Consider the following 16,737-nt stretch of genomic DNA (forward strand, 5'->3'; position numbering starts at 1 on the left):
GATATTATTTAATAGAAGGGAAATATTACATAGTTAAGGGGGTTTATCATATGAAATTTTCAAACAGAATAGTTAATATGCAAGCTTCTCCTATTAGAAAACTTGTTCCTTATGCTACAAAAGCAAAAGCAGATGGAAAAAAAGTTTATCATCTTAACATAGGTCAACCTGATATAAAAACTCCTCAGTCTTTCTTTGATGCAGTAAAAAATTTTAATGAAGAAGTACTAGAGTATTCATTTTCTCAAGGTATGCCGGAGCTTATAGATGCAATAAGGGAATATTATAAAAACTATGATATGGACTTTGATCAAGATGAAATTCTTATAACTAATGGTGGTAGTGAAGCATTAATGTTTGCTATAATAGCCATAGCAGATGCTGGTGATGAAATTCTATCTCCAGAACCGTTCTATACAAACTATAACGGCTTTGCATCAGCTGTTGATGTAAATATTATTCCTATAACTACGAAAGCAGAAAACGGTTTCCATTTACCTTCTAGAAACGAGATAGAAAGCGTTATCACAAATAAGACTAGAGGAATTGTTTTATCAAATCCTGGAAATCCAACAGGAGTTGTTTATACAAGAGAAGAAATAGAAATGTTAGCTTCAATAGCTAAACAACATGATCTATTCATTATAGCAGATGAAGTGTATAGAGAGTTTGTTTATGATGGATTAGAGTATACTAGTTTTGGAAATATAAAAGAAATACAAGATAGAGTAATTATTGTTGATAGTGTTTCTAAACGTTATAGTGCTTGTGGTGCTAGAATAGGATCTATAGCTTCTAAAAACAAGGAACTTATGCAACAAATATTAAAATTATGTCAAGGAAGACTATGTGTACCTACATTAGAACAAATAGGATCTATAGAATTATATAAAACACCTAAATCTTACTTTGAAGAAGTTAACGCAGAATATAAGAGAAGAAGGGATTTAGTATACAAAAAACTTTGCGAAATGGAAGGAGTTATATGCAAAGAGCCTAAAGGTGCTTTTTATGTAAATGTAAAGCTTCCAGTTGAAAATGCAGAAGACTTTGTTATATGGATGCTTAAAGATTTTGATGTAGATGGAGAAACTGTTATGATGGCTCCATCTGAAGGATTTTACTCTACTCCTGGTCTTGGAAAAGATGAAGTTAGAATTGCTTATATACTAAATGAAGATGATTTAACTAAAGCAATGGATATCCTTAAAAAAGGACTTGAAACTTATAGAAATCTTAACAAATAATACGTACTAAAAAAACGAGCTTATAAGCTCGTTTTTTTAGTACGTATTATTCTATTTAAAGGAAAGACTTTGTTTATCTATTACTGTTGTTTATTACTAAACATTTGTAGCATAAACATAATATCTTGAATGTTTAATCCGTACTTTTCAAGAATTGTATTTAATATAGGATAAAATTCAACTACTAGTTGTTCTTTATCTTCTTTTATTAACTCCTCTAATGAAGGTATTATTTTTTTTATAAATTCAATCTTTTCATTATTACTAAGACAATTATACTTTTTTAAGATATCATCCATTCTTTTAACCTCCTTTTAACCAACATCTTCTTTTGTTTTTTTATTATATATAAAAACTATATATCCTGCAATAATTATTAAAATCCCTCCTAAAACACTATAAAAATCTGGAATTTCTGACCATAACAAAAATCCGAGTATAGATGAAAAAATAATGTTAGTGTAATCATAAATTGACACCTCAGATGCTGGAGCATATCTATAAGCCATAGTAATACTAATTTGGGCAATAGCAGCGAATATACCTGTTGCCAATAACCATATCCACTGAGATAGGCTTGGATTTTTATAGTTTAACATCATTAACGGTAACATAACTAGAATAGATACAAAAGAAAAATAAAAAACTATAGTCGAAGAATGTTCTTTGTCTCTTAAAATTCTTAAGATTGTATATGCTGCTGCTGCAAATATGGCAGATAGAAAGCCTGATATAGCTGGAATAAATGTGAATTTAAATGTAGGCTTTATTATAAAAATTGCACCTAGTATTACCATAATAAATGCAGGTATTTGAATTTTATTGAATTTTTCTTTAAGAAATATAATAGCAAATATTGTAACAAAAAAAGGTGATAATTTATTTAATATTGACGCATCCGCCAAAAGTAGATTGTTTATAGCAAAAAAGTGAAGTATTACCCCCAAAAGTCCAAATATAGATCTTGCCAACAAAAAAGTTTGATTTTCTTTTTTTCCAAACAAACTAACATTTTCTTTCTTTACAACATACAAGGCTATAAATAAACTAATGAAATTTCTAAAAAAAACTTTTTGAAACAAGGGTATATCACCAGATAATTTTACAGCTGCAGCCATTAAAGAAAAGAAAAATGCTGATGATATCATAAACAACATGCCTTTAATTTTATCATCCATAAATATCACTCCATTTTTTATTTGTAATACTATTATATTATAAATAAAAAAATCCTCCATTCAAATAGAGGAGTGTTTAAAATAAATTCTTAAATAGTGTTGTTTATGCACTAACATAAACAACATAAAAGGTAGCTTTAAAAGCTACCTTTTTATTTAGTATATACCATATTATCTTGGTTCAACAATAAGTTTTATAGCTGTTCTTTCTTCGCCATCTATTTCAACATCTGTAAATGCTGGAATGCATATTAAATCCATTCCGCTAGGCGCAACGAATCCTCTAGCTATAGCAACAGCTTTAACTGCTTGATTTAAAGCTCCAGCCCCAATTGCTTGTATTTCAGCTGATCCTTTTTCTCTTAAAACCCCTGCTAAAGCACCAGCTACAGAATTTGGATTAGATTTTGTTGAAACTTTTAGTACTTCCATTTTAATAAGCCCCCTTTAATATAATATTTTTTTCTAGAACTATATAATAGGTTTAATATATATATTCTACGTAATAATCCAAATTCCTCTTTTATTTAATATTAATATCCAATTTTTCTAAATTTTTTATATCTATCATCTATTATTTCTTCTCTTGTTAAGTTTTGATAGGATCTGATTTGTTCTATTATGTATTTTTTTATGCTTTCAGATGTAGATTTTACATCTTTTTGAGCTCCTCCTAAAGGTTCTTTTATTATTTTATCAACTACTTCTAATTCATACAAATCATTACTAGTTAACTTCATTATAGATGCTGCCTGACTAGCTTTAGATACATCTTTCCATAATATACTAGATAAACCTTCAGGTGATATAACAGAATAAATAGAATGTTCTAACATTGCAAGTTTATTACATACACCAAGAGCTAAAGCTCCCCCACTTCCTCCCTCTCCTATAACTATAGATATTATAGGAACACCAAGAGAAGACATTTCTAGTAAATTACGCGCTATAGCTTCTCCCTGCCCTCTTTCTTCTGCTCCTATTCCACAATATGCTCCAGGAGTATCTATGAAAGTGATTATTGGTCTGTTAAATTTATCAGCTTGTTTCATTAGTCGTAAGGCTTTTCTATATCCTTCAGGATGTGGCATACCAAAATTTCTTGCTATATTTTCTTTCACTGTTTTCCCTTTTTGATGTCCTATAATAGTTACACAAATATCATCTATAAGACCTATTCCTCCTATTATGGATAGATCATCTCTAAAACATCTATCTCCATGTAATTCTATAAAGTCTGAACAAATGTTTAAAATATAGTCTTTGCTAGTAGGTCTATCATTACTTCTAGTAAGATTTACTTTCTGCCAAGGTGTTAAATTTTCATATATTTGAGTTTTCATATTTTCAAGTTTTCTTGTCAGAATATCTATTTCTGTTGATAGATCTATATTGTTATCTTGGGATAATTTTTTAAGTTCTTGGATTTTACTTTCAAGTTCCAATATAGGTTTGTCTATTTGCATCATATCTACGCCTCCTGGTATCCGTGCATTTTTATGATTCTAAAGAGCATATTTTTCATATCTTTTCTATTTACTATAATATCTACAAATCCTTTTTCTAGTAAAAATTCTGCTCTTTGAAATCCATCAGGCAAAGTTTGTTTTATAGTCTGCTCAATAACTCTAGGACCGGCAAAACCTATAAGCGCTTTAGGCTCAGCTATAATTATATCTCCTAACATTGCAAAACTAGCTGTTACTCCTCCAGTAGTTGGATCTGTTAGTATTGATATATATGGAATTTTATATTCACTCAGCCTTCTTAACTCTTGAGCAGTCTTTGCCATTTGCATTAAAGATATTATACCTTCTTGCATCCTTGCACCGCCAGAAGATGAAATTATTATAAACGGGATTTTATTTTCTATAGAGTAAGTGGCTGCTCTAGTAATTTTTTCTCCTACTACAGCACCCATGCTTCCCATCATAAAATCCGTATTCATGACACAAATTGTTGCATTTAAACCATTAATTTTTCCTGTTCCTGTTATTACAGCATCATTTTCATTAGTTTTGTCTTTATATAAATTAAGCTTGTTTTCGTATTCAGGAAAATTTAATATATTCTTTGAATATAAGTTTTTATCAAATTCAGTAAATGTACCTGTATCAATTAGCAAATCTATTCTCTGGCGTGCAGGTAATTTAAGATGATAATCGCACTTTGGACATATATACAAATTTTCTTCTACATCTTTTTTAAAGATATTTTTTTTACATTCAGGACAATTCATCCAAAATTTTTCATCCAAACTATTGTTTTGAAAGTTGTTTACCATAGATAAATTTGCATATTCTTTATTTTTATTTAATAACTTCTTTATCAAAAGATATCACCTGCCTGATTTTTAGTTACTCACTTTATATTTATTTTCTATGAATTTAGTATAGTGAGTATCATTATTAAATTCTGCACAAGATATAAGTTTTTTTTGAAAATCTTTGTTCGTAATGATGCCTTCTATAGTTAGCTCGTCTAAAGCTCTTTTCATTCTATTTATAGCTTCTACCCTGTTTTTTCCCCATATTATTAACTTTCCTATCATTGAATCATAAACAGGTGGAATTGTATATCCACTATATATATAGCTGTCCCATCTAACTCCAATCCCTCCTGGAATATGAATATAGTTTATTTTGCCTGGACATGGTCTAAAATTATTATCTGGATCTTCAGCATTAATCCTACATTCAATAGCATGACCATTAAACATTACATCTTCTTGTTTATATGGTATAGCATTACCTGAAGCTATTAATAGTTGTAACTTTATAAGATCTATTCCCGTTATCATTTCTGTTACAGGATGTTCTACTTGTATTCTTGTATTCATCTCTATAAAGTAGAAATTTTTGTTATCGTCTACTATAAACTCAACTGTACCTGCCCCAAGATACCCTACAGATTTTGCTGCATTTATAGCTGCAGTATATAAGTTATTTTGGGTTTCATCATCTAAATAACTCGTGAGACTTTCTTCAATAAGTTTTTGGTTTCTCCTTTGCATCGTACAATCTCTACCACCAAGATGAATTACGTTTCCAAAACTATCTCCAAATATTTGGACTTCTATATGTCTTGGATTTTCTATATACTTTTCTAAATACATTTCATCATTTCCAAAAGAAGATAAAGCCTCACCTCTTGCTAGATTAAAATTTACAATTAAATCATCTTGCGAGTATGCAACTCTCATGCCTTTTCCACCACCACCAGCACAAGCTTTAATAAGTACTGGATATCCAATTGTATTTGCTATTTTTATAGCATCATTTATATCTTTTATAGTTCCTTTTGAACCAGGAACTACTGGAACATTTGCATTTATCATAGTTTGTCTAGCTTTAGACTTATCTCCCATTTTTTCTATATGTTCATATCTAGGCCCTATAAATATTATATTATTTTCTTCACATTTTTTAGCAAACTCTGCATTTTCGGATAAGAATCCAAACCCTGGATGAATAGCATCGCATTTAGTTTTTAATGCAATATATATTATACCGTCCATATTGTTATAACTTTTACTTACGTTATTAGGTCCAATACATATAGATTCATCTGCCATATATACATGAAGAGAATCTTTATCTATTTCAGAGTATATAGCAACAGTTTTTATTCCTAATTCTTTGCACGTTCTTATAATTCTTACCGCTATTTCTCCTCTATTTGCTATAAGCACTTTATTTATCATATACTCACTCCCTTCACTATTTGCTTAATCGTATTTCAAATAAAGGTTGATTATATTCTACCAGCTGTTCATTTTCTACTAGAATTTTTATTATTTCTCCTTCTACTTCACTTTCAATTTCATTCATAAGCTTCATAGCTTCAAGAATACATAAAACATCTCCTTTCTTAACTTTTGTTCCTAATTGAACATATGGAGAAGAATCTGGAGAAGGAGCTTTATAAAAAGTTCCCATTATAGGTGCTTTAACTATATAAACATTCTCGTCAGTATCTATATTTTCGTTAACTACGTTATTATCTAGAAACACTTTCTCTTCTAGTCTTTCTAGTTTTAAATGTTCATTTGAATTACTTTTTTCTATGGTCATTTTAAAATTTTCATACTGTATTTCAAATTTATTTATATTAGTTTCATTTAAAGTCAAAATTAAATCCTTTATTTCCTTTGAATTCATTATTAACCCCTCCTATTTATACCTGGTGCTAATATCATATGTTATGATTATACCATACATCACAGCATAATAACAACAAAAAAGGTTGTCGAATTATATTAATATAACTCGACAACCTTTTATTATTTAGCTGGCTCTTCCATAAAAAAAAGTCCTAATAGGTTTTAGATTATATCTATGTGGCATTATTATCTGTTCAGTACTTCCAACAAACAATACTCCACTTTCTTTTAGAGATTGACTAAACTTATGATAAATATTAGCTTTGGCCTCTTCTGTAAAGTAAATCATAACATTTCTACAAACAATCAAATCACAAGAATCTGGAAAAGATTCTTCAAGTAGATTGTGTTGTTTGAATGTTACTCTATTTTTTATATCTTCTTTTATAGAATATGTATTATTTCCTAACTTATCGAAAAACTTAGATATAAATTCACTAGGTAAATTTTTTAAACTTTTTTCTAAATAGATTCCGTTCTTAGCTTTATTCATGGCCTCTTTATCTATATCCGTAGCCAGTATATTTATTTTATTAAGAGGCATAAATTTACTTAAAAGCATAACTAGTGAGTAGGGTTCTTCTCCAGTTGAGCATGCTGCACTCCATACCTTTAAGTTAGTTCCGCTCTTAATTAAAGATGGAATTATGTTTTTTTCTAAAACATTCCATTGTTCTGAATTTCTATAAAATTCAGATACATTTATAGTCATATAATTTATAAATTCATCAAACAACAATTTATTTTTATCTATTTCATTGAAATAATCATCAAAATTGCTAAATCCATTTCTAGATACTAAAGACTCTAGTCTTCTTTTCATCTGTTTTTCTTTGTATAAAGACAAATTAATACCCGTTTTTCTATATATTTTTTGCTTAAAAGATTCATATCCTGTCATAAATAATTACCCCCTGTATTATATGAATATAGCTTTATTTATTAAAATAATCTCGTATATTTTCTACAACTTCATTTATTATCCAGTCTGGAGTAGATGCACCTGCTGTAATTCCTATAGATTTATAATTTCTAATCTCATCAATATTTAGATCATCTATAGTTTCGATATGGTAAGTTTTACAAAATTGTTTGCATACTTGAACAAGCTTTTGAGTATTAGAACTATGCATTCCGCCTATAACTATCATAACATCTACTTCTTTAGCTGTATTAATAGCAGATTCTTGTCTTTCTTTTGTTGCTGAACAGATAGTATTGTAGAAAATAGCATTATCAGTAATTTCTTTTAAAGATTCACATATTTCATTATAAACTTTTAGGTTCATAGTAGTTTGAGCAACAATACAATAACTAATATTTCTGCTAATTTTATTTAAATCCTCTAATTTTTTTATTACTATTGCTTCATTATTACACCATCCATTAATACCAATAACTTCTGGGTGATCAGGATCTCCTATTATAACTATTTTATATCCCTTATCATAATATCGTTTTGCTATATTTTGTATTTTTTTTACATAAGGACAAGTCAGGTCAATAATGTCTAAACCTCTTTCTTTTGCTTTATCGTATATATCAATAGGAACTCCGTGGGATCTTATTATTACTGTATCACCAGTCGAAACTTGTTCTAAGTTTTCAATTATTTTAAGGCCTGCCTGTTCGTATTTTTTAACTGCTTGTTCATTATGTATAAGTGGTCCTAAAGAATATATGTTAGAGTTTTTTTTGAGGCATTCCCACGCCATATTCATAGCTCTCTCTACACCAAAACAAAACCCCGCATATTTAGCTATTTTAATCTCCAATTTAACTCCTCCAAACCTGAGATATTTTTAATATCCAAACAAAACTTGTATATTTTGTAAAAACAATAAATTCATTGTACTTAAGAAAAGTTATCTATATCTTGAGCTATTATATCAAGAACCTTTTGGCTTAGTATCTCATAATCCGAAGATGTTAGTTTGTTGTCATAATAATCTTCAAAATCTAATGGGTCATTTATTTTAATTATAGTTTTCCTAAAAATTTTATACTTAGATACAATAGAAACTGGAACTACCTTACATTTTCCTTTTATAGCAAGCATAGCTGTTCCAGCTTTAGCTTTTCCTAATCCTTCACCTTTAGTTCTAGTTCCCTCTGGAAATATACCTATAGCCTTTCCGTCTTTTAGAATTCTTAGAGCTGTCTTTATAGTTGATATGTCTGCTTTAGATCTATCAACAGGGAATACCCCTAAATTTTTAAGTATATATCCAAAGAATTTGTTCTTAAACAGCTCTTTTTTAGCCATGTAGTGTACTTTTCTTGGCATATAGATTCCTATAAACACTGGATCTAACAAACTCTTATGATTCGATGCAAATATTATATGCTCATTTTGAGGTACTTTATCTAATCCTATAATCTCTATCTTGTATAAAAATTTGAATACAGGTTTTAAAACAGCTCTTACTACATCATAAAGAATCAAGACAATCACCCCATCTTTATACAGTTAAGAATTTCATGAACAACTTCATCTATAGATTTATTGCTAGTATTTACCTCAATTGCATCTTTTGCCTTTACAAGAGGTGCAAATTCTCTTTCTGAATCGATTTTATCTCTAGTTTCTATATCTTTAATTATATCTTCTATAGTAACATCATATCCCTTGTTTTTTAATTCCATATATCTTCTATTAGCTCTTTCCTGTACGCTAGCAGTTAAAAAGAACTTATAATCCGCATTAGGAAATACATATGACCCTATATCTCTGCCATCCATTATAACTGAGTATCTATCAGCCATTTTTCTTTGAAGATATACCATTATTTCTCGAACTTCTTTTATCTGAGCAACTCTTGAAACATTGCTAGAAACTTGTAACTGTCTTATTTCTTCGTTAACTATTTTTCCATCAAGATATATATTTTCATCTTGAAAATCTATTTCTGTGCTTTTACATAAATTTATTAATCTGTCATTATCATTAATATCTATGCCTTTTTCTAAAGCTTTATATGTTATTGCTCTATACATAGCCCCTGTATCTATATAATTTATACCTAGTTTATTAGCTATGATTTTTGCAACTGTACTTTTTCCTGCCCCAGCAGGACCATCTACTGCTATTACAATTTTTCTCATTCAATTTCACTCCTTGTTGCTAGATCTGTTCTTAAGTTTTTAGCTTCATTTAGATAAACATGTATTATGTCTTTCTTGCTTTTGTTAGAATTTATATGCATTAAAACTCTAATACATTTGTCTAGACTTCCTTTTACATACTTTTCTTCAAAATTTAACATAGGGGTATTTAATATTTTCATATTTTCCCTTATAGCTTCAGAAGGGTACGCAGCATCTAAATCATTTGTCATGGTAAAAATTATACTTATAATATCTTCTTCTTTAATTTGATTTAACTTTATTATTTTTTCAACAAGAATCTGTGTCTGTAATAAAATCTCTTCTTTAGTATTTTGATTTACTGTAGTAGCTCCTCTTATAGCTAATATCCTCATATTTTATCACCATCTTGCAGTATTATATCAAATTTATATATTTTATTCTAGTATTGTAAATGTCCTGTGTCGTTTAATTTTACAATAACAGGCCCATAGTCTTTAAATTGAACTATATTCAAAGCTGTATTATCTTGTTTTATCCTATATATGTTGCTTAAATCTGATCCTAATAAACTCAAGAGCAATACCTTTATACTCATACTATGAGATACTATCAGAATATTAGATGATTTATGCTTTTTATTCAAATTTATAATTTCGTTATAAATTCTTTCTTTCAAAACTGATAAATTTTCACCATCTGGGATAATTGCGTTGTGTGGCTCATTTCTCCAAATCGTATAAATTTTTTCATACTCACTTTTTATTTCATCTATAGTTAATCCTTCCCATTTTCCAAAATTTATTTCCCTTAAGGTTTCTAGATATGCTACCTTCACTCCTAGTATGTCAGCAAGTATTTGTGAGGTTTCCTTTGTTCTTCCTAGATCACTACTATAAATAAAATCTATATTGTAGTCTAAAAGCTTTTTTCCTAGTTTATATGCTTGCTCTCTTCCTTTGTCTGTTAGTTTAGAATCTCCTTGACCTTGCGTTTTCCCTGATATGTTCCATTCTGTTTCACCATGTCTTACTATAAAAAATGTATTCATGATAACCCTCCTTTAACTAACTATAAAGAAAAAAAGAAATAGGAGCTACCCTATTTCTCATCATATATGCTATATTCCTTCCAAATATATTCTAGCTTATCAAAATATTTAGTTATTTCATCTTTCTTCCTCATTCCTACAGCTATTATAAGAGCATTTGCAAAACTCAAAGGAGCAACCAAAGAGTCTACAAAAGATGCCATATTACTCTTAATTATTATAGTCTCATCAGACAATGTAGCTATAGGTGATAATACACTGTCTGTTAGCGATACTAAAGTTGCACCTTGACCCTTAGCATATTTAAAAAGTTCTAAAGTTTTTTTCGAATATCTTGGAAAACTAATACCTATTACTAAATCGTCTTTTCCTACATTTAAAATCTGTTCAAACAAATCACTTATTCCATATCCAACTACTTTAACATTATCTAATATCAAATTTAAGTAAAATCCAAGATATTCAGCTATAGCCGTTGAACTCCTTAATCCTACAATATAAATTCTTCGAGCATTAAGAGTTTGATTTACAAGATATTGAAATGAATTTATATCTATTTCATCTAACGTACCTTTTATATTTTCAATATCTGATTTTAATACCTTTCTAAGGATATTCCAATCATCAGAATACTCTTTAGACATTTCAACTCTCTGAACAGTTGTCAACTTAGTTTTTATAAGCTCTTGTAATGCTTTTTGAAGCTTAGGATATCCATCGAATCCAAGAGCATTGGCAAATCTTACAACAGTTGATTCACTTACTCCTACAGTTTCTCCTAATTTACAAGCTGTCATAAAAGCCGCTTTATCATAGTTTTCTAGGATAAACTGTGCTATAAGTTTTTGACCTTTACTAAGTTGAGAAAATTTTTGTTTTATTGTAAATATCAAATCATTTTTATTTTCTAACATTAAATAAAACCCCTTTGCTACCTTAGGACCTACTAATACATTACTCCATATATTCCCTTATTAATACAGCACCTTGTTCAAGAGCTAATGTATTTAGATCTTCAGTTCCTTCTGGAACTCTATTAATAACAGCAGCTTTAAGTTGTTCAAAAGGAATAATCCCTAAAACTTCTCCTATAGCTCCTAAAGCAACTATATTAGCAACCATAGATCTACCTACTTTTTTAACTGCTGTTTCAATTATAGGAATGCTGTAAATTTTTCCTGTTATAGTATTGTAATCTATTTTTATGGATGAGTCAACTATCAATATTCCATCTTCCTTCAAATCTTTTACATATTCATTATAGGATTTTTGTGTCAAACAAAGTAGTAAGTCAGGCTTTCTTACTTTAGGATAATTTATTTCCTCTTTACTTATTATAACTTCAGCTTTACTAGCTCCTCCTCTAGCTTCCGGTCCATAAGATTGTGTTTGTACTGCATTTAAATCATAGTTTATAGCTGCTTCAGCTAATATTATTCCAGCAAGGATTAATCCTTGTCCACCAGAGCCACTTAACCTTAACTCTTTTTTCATAACTATCTCCCCTTTTTAAATCTATCAATAATTTTTTGATATTCTTCTGTATATTCAGGTTCAACTACATTTTTAAATTCCCCCATAAATAATTTACCTTCTAATTTTTCCTTAGGAAGTTTATCTTTAAGTTTTATATCTACAAACATATCTTTAAGATCATTCATAATATTAACTGCACTTCCCTTTTTATTTTTTCTTCCATAGTAAGTAGGACAAACACTAACCCCTTCAATTAGAGAAAATCCTTTATGAGCTATTCCTTTTTTAACGTAATCAATCATTTGCTTAGCATGATATGCTGTAGCTCTTGCAACATATGTAGCTCCTGAAGCTGCACCCAAATTACAAATATCAAAAGGCTTATCTATATTTCCATATGGAGCAGTGGTTGCTTTGTCTCCTGTTGGAGTAGAAGGAGAAAATTGTCCACCTGTCATACCATAAATATTATTATTGAATATAATTGTAGTTATATCTATATTTCTTCTTGCTGCATGTATCAAGTGGTTTCCGCCTATAGCTGTAGCATCTCCATCCCCAGAGATTACAATTACGTGCAATTCAGGATTTGCAAGTTTTAATCCTGTAGCAAACGCTAAAGCTCTTCCGTGAGTAGTGTGCAAAGTATTAAAATCCATATATCCAGCAGCTCTTGATGAACAACCAATTCCTGAAACTATACAAACTTTATTTTTATCTAAATTCAGCTCATCTATTGCAACAGAAATTGCTCTCATTAAAATTCCATGACCACAACCTGGGCACCATATATGAGGAAGCCTATCTGTTCTAAATGTTTTTTGTACAACTTTGCTTGACACTATAATACCCCCTTAACTTTATTTATAATTTCTTCTGGAGTAATGTATTCGCCATTTGATTTATTAACCCCATAAACTTTAGCATCTTTTGATGCTATTCTTTCTACTTCTAGAACAATCTGACCTAAATTCATTTCAGTTACAAATATTGTGTTAATTTTTTCACTTAAAACTTTGACTTGTTTCTCAGGGAATGGCCATATAGTCTTAGCAATAAATAATCCAGCCTTTATTCCCTCTTTTCTTAATAAGTTTACAGCTTCCTTTGTGGATCTAGCCATACACCCATAACTTATGAACATAATTTCAGCATCATCTAATAAATATTCCTCATAAATTACTATATCATCGATATTGTTAGATACTTTTTTCATTAATCTATCTAATTGTCTTTCAGCCTCTTTAGTGTTGTTAGTAGGGAATCCAGTTTCATCGTGGAAAAGACCTGTAACATTATATCTATACCCTTTACCGAAGTTGGCCATAGGCGGAACTAAGTCGTCAGTATACTCATAAGCTTTATACTCTTCAGGTGGGCAAGTAGGTTTTTTTCTATCTATTACTTCTAATTCTCCCGGCTCTGGAATTTCAATTTTTTCTCTCATGTGTCCAATTACTTCGTCTAATAATAATATAACTGGCATTCTATACTTTTCTGCAAAATTAAAAGCTTTAACAGTCATATCAAATGTATCTCTAACTGAAATTGGAGATAAAGCTATAACTGGATGGTCTCCATGAGTTCCCCATCTAGCTTGCATAACATCTCCTTGAGAAGGAGCCGTTGGCAATCCTGTACTTGGTCCACTTCTTTGAACATCAACTACAACAACAGGAATTTCTGTCATATAAGCATATCCTAGATTTTCTAACTTTAAAGAAAGTCCTGGACCACTTGTAGCTGTCATCGATTTTAACCCTGCTAAAGATCCTCCTATAGCAGCAGCCATTCCAGCTATTTCATCTTCCATTTGTATAAATTTTCCACCGATTCTTGGTAGTAAAACAGAAGAAACTTCAGCTATTTCAGTTGAAGGAGTTATAGGGTAACCTGCATAAAATCTCATCCCTGCATATATAGCTCCCTCAACACACGCCTCATTTCCTTGTAGTAACTTTATATTTCTAGACATATATTTTACCCCCTTAATCTATATCTGCTCATTTTCTAAATATATAGCATAGTCTGGACATCTAATTTCACACAATCCACATTTAATGCATTTTTCTATATCTTGTATGTATACTTTCTCTTGTTTTATATCTAAAACATCTTTAGGACAAAATTCTACACATATTTTACAACCTTTACACCATTCAGGTTTAATTATAAGTTTTTTGTTCAAAAAACCCATCTCCCTTCCTTATCTAACCAAATATTACTTTCAAATATATAATACCAAAAGGAAAAGGTTTTTGCAATTAAAGTTTCATAAATTATAATATTAATTTCATTTTGAAAAAAATGTTTCAAAAAAATAAAGCCTCTAGCTATCTAGAGACTCTATATCTTGCATTATTCTGTATATTTTGTCATAATCGGTAATATCGTATTTTAATGGTGTAACAGAAATAAAACCATTTTTTAATGCTACAACATCACTGTTTTCATGCTGAGGCAACTCTACAGTTTTTCCTCCTAACCAGTAGTAGACATTTCCTCTTGGATCAATTCTTTTTTCAAAAGTATTTTCATATCTTCTTATTCCTAGCTGAGTTATCTTAAATCCCTTTATATTTATATGTCTAATATCTGGTATATTAATATTAATCATACACTCATCTAGCAGTTTCAAGTTATCCTTTATTTTACTAATAAATATAGCAACATATTCAGCAGCCTTAGCATATTCAAGTCTAGTTATGTCTCTTCCATCGTAGGACACAGCGATAGACGGTTTGTTTTGAACTAAACCTTCCATAGCTCCTGATACTGTACCCGAATAAATAACATCGGTTCCTAAATTTGGACCATTGTTTATACCACTTAAAACCAAATCTATGTTTATATCTTTCAATAACTCTTCTATTCCAAGTTTAACGCAATCTGCAGGAGTTCCGCTTACAGCATATGCATTTATATTTGTATCACCAAGTTTTTTCTTTTTAACCATAAGAGGACTGTGAATAGTTATTGCATGACCTATGGCACTTTTTTCTGAATCAGGAGCTACTACATACACATTTGCTACTTGACTTAGTTTTTTTGCTAACTCAATTATTCCATCAGAAAATATTCCATCATCATTAGTTATTAAAATATTCATTTTTATCACCTTTTATACTGGATGAGTTTTTTGAGCTTCATCATATAAGCTAGGTTCAATTCTGAATTGACTAGCCCATCTGTCCTCAAAATATTTCTTTGCTACCTGAGGGAATAAAGCATAAGATAAAACATCTTCATCTGATTGATAATACTCGCTGATTTCTTTTTTGAAAGTTTCAAATTGAGGTTCTAGTAGATCTGCAGGTCTTTGAGTAATAACATTTTCATCTCCTATTATTTTTCTTTTTATCTCGTCTTTTATAGGAACAGGAGGTTTACCATATAGTCCCTTAACATAGTCTTTTATTTCTTTTGGAACCATTTTATACCTTTCACCTAATATCACATTAAATACAGCTTGAGTTCCAACCATTTGGCTTAGAGGAGTTACTAAAGGTGGATATCCCAGATCTTCTCTAACTTTTGGTACTTCTTTCAGAACATCTTCGTACTTATCTTCAGCGTTTTGAGCTTTTAGTTGTGATAATAAGTTAGATAGCATTCCCCCTGGAACCTGATAGATTAAAGCTTTAGGGTCTATAGCCATTACCTTATGATTTAATAAACCTTCTTTTATGTATTTTTCTCTTATATCTTTAAAATATTCAGCGATTTCACTTAGTAAATTTAAATCTAATCCTGTGTCATATTCAGTGCCTTTCAAACTTGCAACAAGTGGTTCTGTTGGAGGCTGAGAAGTTCCAAGAGCAAATGGTGATATAGCTGTATCTACTATATCTACTCCTGCTTCTATTGCTTTTAATAATGTCATAGAAGCAACTCCACTTGTGTAATGAGTATGTAATTCTAAAGGAACATTTATTTCTTTTTTTAAGCTCGATATGAGTTCATAAGCATCAAATGGAGTGATAACACCAGCCATATCTTTTATACATATAGAATCTACACCTAAACTTTCCATATCTTTAGCTAATTTTATATAATAAGGTATATTATGTACTGGGCTAGTTGTATAAGAAATAGTAGCCTGACAATGAGCGTTTTCTTTTTTTATAGTATTTATAGATGTTTCAAGATTTCTTATATCATTTAAAGCATCAAATACCCTAATTATATCTATACCATTTTCTATTGATTTTTTTATGAATTTTTCAACTATATCATCTGGATAATGTTTATATCCTAAAAGGTTTTGACCTCTTAAAAGCATTTGAAGTTTTGTATTTTTTATTTCTTTTCTAAGTTTTCTAAGTCTTTCCCAAGGATCCTCATTTAAAAATCTTAGGCACGCATCAAAGGTAGCTCCACCCCAAACTTCGAGAGCATTGAATCCAACAGCATCAAGTTTTTGAGCTATAGGTAACATCTCTTCTGTTTTTAGTCTAGTTGCTATAAGCGATTGATGCGCATCTCTGAATATTGTTTCTGTTATTTTAACTTTACCCATAGGAATACCTCCTTCGT

Annotated in this window: 21 protein-coding genes; 1 reads left to right on the forward strand and 20 read right to left on the reverse strand. The window is 29.9% G+C overall.

The window, feature by feature from the left end; translation table 11 throughout:
• Window positions 1-50: 50 nt before the first annotated feature.
• Window positions 51-1,247, forward strand: a complete 1,197-nt coding sequence (locus tag JWYL7_RS04890; RefSeq protein ID WP_066069769.1) for a pyridoxal phosphate-dependent aminotransferase — start codon at window positions 51-53, stop codon at window positions 1,245-1,247.
• An 80-nt stretch (window positions 1,248-1,327) separates the two neighbouring features.
• Here JWYL7_RS04890 and JWYL7_RS04895 read toward each other — a convergent pair whose 3' ends face one another.
• The 20 genes from JWYL7_RS04895 to JWYL7_RS04990 all read right to left on the reverse strand — a co-directional run bounded on the left by JWYL7_RS04895 (window position 1,328) and on the right by JWYL7_RS04990 (window position 16,720).
• Window positions 1,328-1,546 (reverse strand): hypothetical protein, encoded by a 219-nt coding sequence (locus JWYL7_RS04895; RefSeq protein WP_066069771.1) that lies wholly within the window; start codon window positions 1,544-1,546, stop codon window positions 1,328-1,330.
• A gap of 15 nt (window positions 1,547-1,561) precedes the next feature.
• The gene (locus JWYL7_RS04900; RefSeq protein WP_066069774.1) at window positions 1,562-2,425 is read right to left on the reverse strand and encodes a DMT family transporter; all 864 of its coding nucleotides are present in this window, start codon (window positions 2,423-2,425) and stop codon (window positions 1,562-1,564) included.
• Window positions 2,426-2,596: 171 nt separating this feature from the next.
• The gene (locus JWYL7_RS04905) at window positions 2,597-2,857 is read right to left on the reverse strand and encodes a stage V sporulation protein S (protein ID WP_066069777.1); all 261 of its coding nucleotides are present in this window, start codon (window positions 2,855-2,857) and stop codon (window positions 2,597-2,599) included.
• Between the two features lie 101 nt (window positions 2,858-2,958).
• A complete protein-coding gene (locus JWYL7_RS04910; protein ID WP_066069780.1) occupies window positions 2,959-3,894 on the reverse strand; it encodes an acetyl-CoA carboxylase carboxyltransferase subunit alpha in 936 nt (311 codons plus the stop codon).
• Window positions 3,895-3,896: 2 nt separating this feature from the next.
• A complete protein-coding gene (gene accD, locus JWYL7_RS04915; protein WP_149683723.1) occupies window positions 3,897-4,757 on the reverse strand; it encodes an acetyl-CoA carboxylase, carboxyltransferase subunit beta in 861 nt (286 codons plus the stop codon).
• A gap of 21 nt (window positions 4,758-4,778) precedes the next feature.
• Complete coding sequence (accC, locus tag JWYL7_RS04920; RefSeq protein ID WP_066069783.1) at window positions 4,779-6,128, reverse strand: acetyl-CoA carboxylase biotin carboxylase subunit; 1,350 nt, start codon at window positions 6,126-6,128, stop codon at window positions 4,779-4,781.
• Window positions 6,129-6,144: 16 nt separating this feature from the next.
• Window positions 6,145-6,585, reverse strand: coding sequence for an acetyl-CoA carboxylase biotin carboxyl carrier protein (accB, locus tag JWYL7_RS04925; RefSeq protein ID WP_066069786.1), 441 nt, complete (start codon window positions 6,583-6,585; stop codon window positions 6,145-6,147).
• Window positions 6,586-6,711: 126 nt separating this feature from the next.
• The gene (locus JWYL7_RS04930) at window positions 6,712-7,488 is read right to left on the reverse strand and encodes a CheR family methyltransferase (protein ID WP_066069788.1); all 777 of its coding nucleotides are present in this window, start codon (window positions 7,486-7,488) and stop codon (window positions 6,712-6,714) included.
• A 34-nt stretch (window positions 7,489-7,522) separates the two neighbouring features.
• Window positions 7,523-8,362: a 4-hydroxy-3-methylbut-2-enyl diphosphate reductase gene (locus JWYL7_RS04935; protein WP_072280173.1), complete on the reverse strand. Its 840-nt coding sequence runs from the start codon at window positions 8,360-8,362 to the stop codon at window positions 7,523-7,525.
• Between the two features lie 80 nt (window positions 8,363-8,442).
• Window positions 8,443-9,033, reverse strand: coding sequence for a lysophospholipid acyltransferase family protein (locus JWYL7_RS04940; protein WP_083528285.1), 591 nt, complete (start codon window positions 9,031-9,033; stop codon window positions 8,443-8,445).
• Between the two features lie 5 nt (window positions 9,034-9,038).
• On the reverse strand, window positions 9,039-9,692 hold the full coding sequence (gene cmk / locus JWYL7_RS04945; protein WP_066069791.1) for a (d)CMP kinase: 654 nt from the start codon (window positions 9,690-9,692) through the stop codon (window positions 9,039-9,041).
• Window positions 9,689-10,069, reverse strand: a complete 381-nt coding sequence (aroH, locus tag JWYL7_RS04950; protein ID WP_066069794.1) for a chorismate mutase — start codon at window positions 10,067-10,069, stop codon at window positions 9,689-9,691. The genes cmk and aroH overlap by 4 nt, the downstream gene beginning before the upstream one ends.
• A gap of 47 nt (window positions 10,070-10,116) precedes the next feature.
• Entirely contained in the window at window positions 10,117-10,725 is a 609-nt protein-coding gene (locus JWYL7_RS04955; RefSeq protein WP_066069797.1) for a histidine phosphatase family protein, read from the reverse strand.
• Between the two features lie 50 nt (window positions 10,726-10,775).
• The gene (locus tag JWYL7_RS04960; protein WP_066069800.1) at window positions 10,776-11,639 is read right to left on the reverse strand and encodes a MurR/RpiR family transcriptional regulator; all 864 of its coding nucleotides are present in this window, start codon (window positions 11,637-11,639) and stop codon (window positions 10,776-10,778) included.
• A 40-nt stretch (window positions 11,640-11,679) separates the two neighbouring features.
• Window positions 11,680-12,219 carry a 2-oxoacid:acceptor oxidoreductase family protein gene (locus JWYL7_RS04965; RefSeq protein ID WP_066069803.1) on the reverse strand — a complete coding sequence of 180 codons (540 nt, stop codon included), beginning with the start codon at window positions 12,217-12,219 and terminating at the stop codon, window positions 11,680-11,682.
• Between the two features lie 2 nt (window positions 12,220-12,221).
• Complete coding sequence (locus JWYL7_RS04970; protein WP_066069806.1) at window positions 12,222-13,043, reverse strand: 2-oxoacid:ferredoxin oxidoreductase subunit beta; 822 nt, start codon at window positions 13,041-13,043, stop codon at window positions 12,222-12,224.
• Window positions 13,043-14,176, reverse strand: a complete 1,134-nt coding sequence (locus JWYL7_RS04975; protein WP_066069809.1) for a 2-oxoacid:acceptor oxidoreductase subunit alpha — start codon at window positions 14,174-14,176, stop codon at window positions 13,043-13,045. Before JWYL7_RS04975 ends, JWYL7_RS04970 begins: the two co-directional genes overlap by 1 nt.
• An 18-nt stretch (window positions 14,177-14,194) precedes the next feature.
• On the reverse strand, window positions 14,195-14,389 hold the full coding sequence (locus JWYL7_RS04980; RefSeq protein WP_331721869.1) for a ferredoxin family protein: 195 nt from the start codon (window positions 14,387-14,389) through the stop codon (window positions 14,195-14,197).
• A 141-nt stretch (window positions 14,390-14,530) separates the two neighbouring features.
• A complete protein-coding gene (gene surE / locus JWYL7_RS04985; RefSeq protein WP_066069816.1) occupies window positions 14,531-15,310 on the reverse strand; it encodes a 5'/3'-nucleotidase SurE in 780 nt (259 codons plus the stop codon).
• 12 nt (window positions 15,311-15,322) lie between these two features.
• The gene (locus JWYL7_RS04990) at window positions 15,323-16,720 is read right to left on the reverse strand and encodes an oxaloacetate decarboxylase subunit alpha (protein ID WP_066069819.1); all 1,398 of its coding nucleotides are present in this window, start codon (window positions 16,718-16,720) and stop codon (window positions 15,323-15,325) included.
• Between the last annotated feature and the right edge of the window lie 17 nt (window positions 16,721-16,737).

It is taken from the genome of Alkalithermobacter thermoalcaliphilus JW-YL-7 = DSM 7308 (assembly GCA_001584565.1).
In the GTDB taxonomy this organism is placed as follows: Bacteria; Bacillota; Clostridia; order Peptostreptococcales; family Peptostreptococcaceae; genus Alkalithermobacter; species Alkalithermobacter thermoalcaliphilus.